Consider the following 6072-nt stretch of genomic DNA (forward strand, 5'->3'; position numbering starts at 1 on the left):
CAAAGCCTCTATCTTGGGCATTTTGAATCGCCTTTATATTTTCTTCACTAATTTCATTCTGGTCGTTTAATAATGTTCCGTCTAAATCTATCGCAATGAAACTCATGCTATATAGCCCCTTTTCTCATTTTATCTATTAAATTCACTTTCTAGCTTTATACCTGCTATCAATAAAAATCCAATCAAAAAAGAGAGTACTCCCTCTTCCATCTCGATATATATTATGGGCTATGCTTGTATCCAATTGACTTCCTCTAATTTTGAATGATTTCTCCATTCCTCTGGAAATGGTTGCTCACAGACAATCACATCGACTTTTTCTAGAGGACAAACTTTACTAAATGTGTCAACACCAATTTTAGAGTAATCCGTTAGCAATATAACTTGCTTTGATACCTCGACCATCTTGCGTGAAACTAATGTTTCATGTAAATGATAATTACTAACCCCACTTTGAATGGAAACACCACCAGCTGAAATGAATGCTTTATCAATATTAAATTGATTTAACATTTGTTCAGTGAGACCGCCGCTTATAGATTGATGCTTTGGATCAATTTGTCCTCCTAGTAATAGAATTTGTCCTGTAAACTTATTATCATTGAGCAATTCGGTTAACACAGACGATACAGGAAGAGAATTGGTTAAAATCGTAATGTCTTTTTTATTTTCAATAAACTGCGCAAATTCAAGCATGGTTGTCCCTACATCAATGGCAATCACATCTCCATTAGAAACAAGTTCTACTGCTTTTTTCCCAACCTTGATTTTCGCTTCTTGATTCACTGTTGTACGTTGTGTAAATGGAGGCTCCTCAAATTCAAAAACTGTTTTAATCGCCCCACCGTAAACCCTCTTTAAAAGTCCTTTTTCCTCTAACATCATCAAATCGCGCCGAATCGTTTCCTCTGAAACATTAAATTGATCAACTAATTCCATTACTTTAACTTTTCCCATTTTGTTAAGTTCTTTTAAAATTTCATTCTTTCTTTCTTCTGGCAAAACAGACATATTTCTTCCCCCCGTGGTCATTAATAATTCATAAAATAACACATTCTTTCTTCGGTACAAGAATTTGAACGCGTGCTCCTTGCTCAAACATTTTCCCTCGGTGGTGAAGATAATCTACAAGGAACGCGGACTCCTCTGTTTCTACTTCATATCTTAATACATTCCCTGTCATAGAAACGTCTTTAATAAACCCTTTAATTCCCCAGTTCTCTTGTAAATCCAAGCTATCCTCACCAACAGAAACTAATTGTAAAACTTCAGGACGAATGGCGATTTCATTTCCTTTTAATTCTGTGCTGCGAACAAGTTTATGGAAAACTTCCATATTACAAACGTTATAATTTCCGATAAATTTTGCAACAAATGTATTGACTGGAGAAGTATAAATTTCTGATGGAGAACCGGATTGTACAACTTTTCCTTTATTCATGACAAAAATTCGATCAGACATCGTCATTGCTTCTTCCTGATCATGAGTAACAAAAATTGTTGTAATATCTAATTCTTTCTGTATTCTCTTTAATTCTTTTTGCAAACTTTTTCTAATTTTAGCATCCAATGCGCTTAACGGCTCATCCAAAAGCAGTACTTTTGGCTCCATGACAAGCGCACGGGCAAGAGCAACCCTCTGCTGTTGCCCGCCAGATAACTGATGAGGATAAGACTCTTCTTTTCCTATTAAATCAACCATATCAATCATCTTTTTCACTCTTGATTTAACATTCTTTACCTTTTTCATTTTAAGGCCGTAAGCGATATTGTCAAAAACGGTCATATTCGGGAAAAGCGCATAAGACTGAAATACCATACCGACTTCACGCTGACGCGGTGATAAATTAGTAATATCTTTTCCATCAATTAAGATTCTACCTATATCAACACCCTCAAGCCCCGCAATGGAACGTAATAATGTACTTTTTCCGCATCCGCTTTGCCCAAGAAGTGTAGCAAATTCTCCTTTTTTTAATGTTAAAGAAATGTCATTTAGAACGACTTGATTTTCATACCCCTTAGTCACTTGATCGATGGTTACATAGCCCATTATTTTTCACCTTCTAAAGCAGTATTTTTATTAGCGTATTGTTTTTTTAAAAATGAAAGAATTCGCTTCTTATTTGACATGACAGGATTTTTTTCGTTTCTAAACGTAAGTTTTAATACAGTCCCCGTTAAAAGTAAAATCACGGAATAATACGTAATAACAATTGCACTTGTTAAGTGACCACTGCTGTTCAGTTTTTCTGCAAGATAAATTTGCAGCGTTTCAAATCTGCCCCCGACAAGCAAATTGGCAAAAGCAAACTCACTAAATAATAGTGCGACTGATAATAAGGTAGACACTAAAATACCAGATATAATATTTGGAAACACCACTGTCCGAAACGCCTGGAATTTCGTAGCACCGAGCAATTCAGCTGCATCAACAAGCTGCACGGCATTAAGCGTACGAAGACTGTTACGAATACCTTGATACATAAATGGCAGAATCGTAATGAAGTAAGCACCAATTAAAATCCAAGGTGTTCCGGCAATTGGAATCGGTCCAGCAGAATATAACTTGATTAACCCTACAGCTCCTACAATGGGAGGAATTCCATAAGGAAGCATAGCTGCTGCTTGAAGCAATCCTTCCCATTTACTGAAATATACCGTGATGATAAAAATAGTCGGCAGCATAATAACAACACTAAGACCTACAGACATGACAATTAAAAACAGCGTACGTCGAAAAGCATCAAAAAATCGTTCATCTTGAAATAATTCAATATACCATTTCATTGTATAACTCTCAGGTAAAATGGTATGATCCCATTTACCGGCAATCGAGAATACAAATGTTCCTATAAGCGGAATTAATAAATATATAACTAGTAATCCAACAATCACCTTATGAAAAGTCAATGAAGGTTTCATCGTAAATCCCTCCTAATGCGGCGCATCATTCGTTCATTGAACCACATCGCCCCTATCATGGTCGCTGCTAGAAGAACTCCCAACGCACTACCTAGCTGCGGCTTTAATGCAACGTCACTAGCAACTAGAGAAGCAATTTGCAATGACAATAAGTTATAGTTGCTGCCTACTAATGCATAGGCTGTAGCGTAAGCTCCCATCGCATTAGCAAACAAAATACTGAATGTACCTACAATACTAGGTAAAAGAACTGGAACCCCTATACGAAGCCAAAATGATAAAGTTGACCCTCCTAATAATGAAGAGGCTTCTTTCCATTGTTGCTTAATTCCTTGATAAGACGGGTAAATGAGCATAACGGCAAGAGGAATTTGAAAATATATATAAACAAGAATGAGCCCTGTCCATGAATATAAATTAAAATCCGCAAACACATCCAAACCCATTTTAGAAAATAGCAATGTAAATAACCCATTGTTTCCAAGTAAAATAATAAATGAAAATGAAAGGGGAATCCCCTCAAAGTTCGACGTCATATTGGCAATCATCAGTAATCGATTTTGTATTTTTTGTGAGAACTTTGTAAACGAATAGGCTGCAATGACCGCTATAATCACAGAAGTTACAGCAGAAAATAAAGAAATGACTAGGCTATTTTGAATGGCTTGCAAGTAAAATCCACTTTTAAATATGGTGAGATATTGATCGATCGTAACTTGAATTCCATCGTCAGCATAAAAACTATTTTTAATCATTGCTACTAATGGTCCTAATTCAAATCCAATCACAAACAAAATAAATGGCAGTAAAAGAGCTAATAAGTAAATTTTTTGTTTTTTTATTTTTCGCAAGACTTCTCGCTCCTCTTTGTTCTCTAACAATTTGGGAATTGGTTCAACAGTACGTTCGTTAAACCAATTCCCGTCAACCTTCATTCTTCATTTTATTTTGAAATATTGTATCTACCTTTAAGGGTATTTTTTCCTTTCAGACCTGGAAATTGATATGAAATCATTTTATTGGACGGCTCTATATTTAAAAGTTCACAAACGAGCGGTGCAAAAGCCAATTGCGGAACCACTTCATTGTATACACCAGGCTCAACTTTTGGACTCATGATAAAGAGCGGTACATCACGCTCACCATCTGTTATGCCGCCATGATTGCCAGTTTCACTCATACCATGATCAGATGTAATTAAAATGTGGTAACCTTCTTTGATCCAAATTGGCAAAAGTTGTGCCAACAAGCTTCCCATTTTTAAGATTTGTTCACGATATTCTTTCGATTCGGAACCGAAAATTTCTCCTTTTACATCTACACCGAGCGGATGAATATATAAAAAGTGTGGGTCATACTTTCTGCGCAAAGCTTCAGCATCCATTAACACATGGCTGTCTGGATAGTCATCATCCCAATAAAATTTTCCATATTGAATTGGCTTAGACCCATCCTCTTGCTCACGGTCTTCAATAAAATGGAATGGCGCACGATTATAAAGTTCGCTTACCCAGTAATAAGATACCGTTCCGTTTCTTAAGCCGTTTTCTTTCGTAAGATGAAAGAGACTTTTCTCAGTAGATAAGCGAACGGCTTGATTGGAAGTAATTCCGTTCACTGATGCCGGTGTACCCGTTAGTAACACTTCATATAATGGACGGGAAAGACTTGGGAGTTCCGACTTTACTTTGTAAAGTGCTGCCTGATTTGTTTCAACTAGATGTTGAATAAATCCAAGAGCCTCACATGCTTTATCATATCTCATACCATCAACAATAATTGCTATTACTTTATTTGACATGTACTAACACCTCTTCTTGCCAAAGCTGTGGTAATTTCTTTGCCGTTTCTTCCCAAGCTTTGTAATCTTCAATTGGTTTTGCATTTTTGTACTGTTCTTCTGGAACCATTTTTTCAGCTACTGCTTTCGGTAGTTCTACATCGCGAATTGGACGGGCAAATCCTTTAGCTAAGTTAATTTGCCCTTCATCGCTTAAGATATATTCTCTAGTTGCCATCGCCGCATGCGGATGCTTTGCATTTTTGTTAATAATAGTTGCGTAGCCGCTTACGACTGAACCTTCACTTGGAATGGCGACATCAAATTGATCGCGGTTAATTTGGTCAGCGTAACCAAGAGCATTGAAATCCCAAACAAGGGCAACTTCCACTTCCCCTTTTTCGATGTTAGCCGGCTTGGCATCAGTTAGGCTAAGGCGCCCTTGCTTGGCAAGCTTAGCAAAATAGTCAATTCCTGGTTGGAGATTTGTTTCATCACCACCGTAAGCCTTAGCGGCAGCAAGAACGGCCATTTGGTTCTGCGTACCACGCTGAACATCTCCAACTGTTACTTTATAATCTCCCTTTAATATGTCATCCCATGATTTTGGCGGGTCATCTACTAGTTCTTTATTAGTTAAGAATGCAATCGTTCCTTGGTAGCCAACAACCCAATCTCCATCGTCATCTTTTGCCCAGTCAGGTACCTCGTCCCAATAGGAGGTTTTATATGGCATCGTCAATTCTTTTTTTTCCGCGATGGGCCCAAAGGAAACCCCTACATCGCCGATATCAGCTGTTGCATTCTCTCCTTCCGATTCCATTTTGGCAATCTCTTCGGCACTGGATAAATCTGTATCATTGTGTTCCAATGTGTATTTTTTCATCACTTCATTCCACGTTTCTCCCCAGTTAGCCCATGAATCAGGCATACCCACACTATTAATTGTCCCCTCTTCTTTTGCCTTTGTTTCTATTTCCTTCAGGGTTAACGAACTTGGATCCTTAACTACTGGAGCAGCCTCCTCTTTAGTTGATCCACAAGCAGCTAATCCTAGTACACTCACCCCTAACATCACAGCTTGAATAGACTTGTAACAATTCTTCTTGAATGTGCAATTCATAAAAAGCGCCTCCAATTAATGTGGAATTATTAATGTTCATTACTGTTTATTACGTTTTAATCATAATCATATAATATAAATCCCACATTAATCCAATGTTAAGAGTTTGTAAATCGGTTCTTTAGTTGTCCAATTCATCATCAACTTTTATATTCATACAATTGAAAAGGATAGCTTTTTAATAGATTCGCGGGATTTGATAGGTTGACATTTTTGCATCGTATCGACGGCAAGCTTTTTTGAC

Annotated in this window: 7 protein-coding genes; all 7 read right to left on the reverse strand. The window is 37.2% G+C overall.

What is annotated here, in order from left to right:
• The coding region (locus tag ACFVSH_RS21825) for an HAD hydrolase family protein (protein WP_387707793.1) at positions 1-106 on the reverse strand (106 nt) is incomplete at its 3' end.
• Between the two features lie 122 nt (positions 107-228).
• Entirely contained in the window at positions 229-1011 is a 783-nt protein-coding gene (locus ACFVSH_RS21830; protein WP_387707785.1) for a DeoR/GlpR family DNA-binding transcription regulator, read from the reverse strand.
• Between the two features lie 28 nt (positions 1012-1039).
• The gene (locus ACFVSH_RS21835; protein WP_387595420.1) at positions 1040-2053 is read right to left on the reverse strand and encodes an ABC transporter ATP-binding protein; all 1014 of its coding nucleotides are present in this window, start codon (positions 2051-2053) and stop codon (positions 1040-1042) included.
• Complete coding sequence (locus ACFVSH_RS21840) at positions 2053-2925, reverse strand: ABC transporter permease (RefSeq protein WP_387707787.1); 873 nt, start codon at positions 2923-2925, stop codon at positions 2053-2055. Before ACFVSH_RS21840 ends, ACFVSH_RS21835 begins: the two co-directional genes overlap by 1 nt.
• A complete protein-coding gene (locus ACFVSH_RS21845; RefSeq protein WP_387595414.1) occupies positions 2922-3776 on the reverse strand; it encodes an ABC transporter permease in 855 nt (284 codons plus the stop codon). Before ACFVSH_RS21845 ends, ACFVSH_RS21840 begins: the two co-directional genes overlap by 4 nt.
• A 92-nt stretch (positions 3777-3868) precedes the next feature.
• A complete protein-coding gene (locus ACFVSH_RS21850; protein WP_387707789.1) occupies positions 3869-4726 on the reverse strand; it encodes an alkaline phosphatase family protein in 858 nt (285 codons plus the stop codon).
• On the reverse strand, positions 4716-5828 hold the full coding sequence (locus ACFVSH_RS21855; protein ID WP_387707791.1) for an ABC transporter substrate-binding protein: 1113 nt from the start codon (positions 5826-5828) through the stop codon (positions 4716-4718). The genes ACFVSH_RS21850 and ACFVSH_RS21855 overlap by 11 nt, the downstream gene beginning before the upstream one ends.
• Positions 5829-6072: the final 244 nt, after the last annotated feature.

The sequence above is a fragment of the Peribacillus sp. NPDC058002 genome, assembly GCF_042886655.1.
In the GTDB taxonomy this organism is placed as follows: domain Bacteria; phylum Bacillota; class Bacilli; order Bacillales; family DSM-1321; genus Peribacillus; species Peribacillus aracenensis.

Excerpts from the sequence above, each read along its gene's own strand:
- ACFVSH_RS21830 (WP_387707785.1), bottom strand. The coding sequence starts at position 1,011 with ATGTCTGTTTTGCCAGAAGAAAGAAAGAATGAAATTTTAAAAGAACTT.
- ACFVSH_RS21840 (WP_387707787.1), bottom strand. The coding sequence starts at position 2,925 with ATGAAACCTTCATTGACTTTTCATAAGGTGATTGTTGGATTACTAGTT.
- ACFVSH_RS21855 (WP_387707791.1), bottom strand. The coding sequence starts at position 5,828 with ATGAATTGCACATTCAAGAAGAATTGTTACAAGTCTATTCAAGCTGTG.
- ACFVSH_RS21850 (WP_387707789.1), bottom strand. The coding sequence starts at position 4,726 with ATGTCAAATAAAGTAATAGCAATTATTGTTGATGGTATGAGATATGAT.
- ACFVSH_RS21835 (WP_387595420.1), bottom strand. The coding sequence starts at position 2,053 with ATGGGCTATGTAACCATCGATCAAGTGACTAAGGGGTATGAAAATCAA.